This window comes from Mycolicibacterium sp. XJ1819 (assembly GCF_053483675.1).
Genome location: NZ_JBEFST010000071.1, coordinates 1 through 261 on the forward strand (window position 1 = coordinate 1; position 261 = coordinate 261).

Below are 261 nucleotides of genomic sequence, written 5' to 3' on the forward strand. Positions count from 1 at the left end.
TGGATCTGGCCCACCGCCCGCGCGCGGCTGATGTTTTGTGCCGCCGAGATCTCGGCGGCCACCTGCTCCACCGGATCACAAATCCAGCCGAACGTCTCCTGGCGCTCCACCGCGCGCCGGGCATATAACTCACCGACGGCCAACAACCGCAACGCCGTCGAGGTCGACTCGTCACGGGTGAACTCCCCCATCACATCGATGAGGTTCACCTCCGTCACACCCTCGAACATAGGTTCGACAATAACCCCCACCACCGACACG

General features: G+C 63.6%; 1 pseudogene. It reads right to left on the reverse strand.

Going from position 1 to position 261, the window contains the following annotated elements:
• Positions 1-230, reverse strand: a pseudogene (locus tag ABQE89_RS26350) (HNH endonuclease); the annotation flags it as partial.
• Between the last annotated feature and the right edge of the window lie 31 nt (positions 231-261).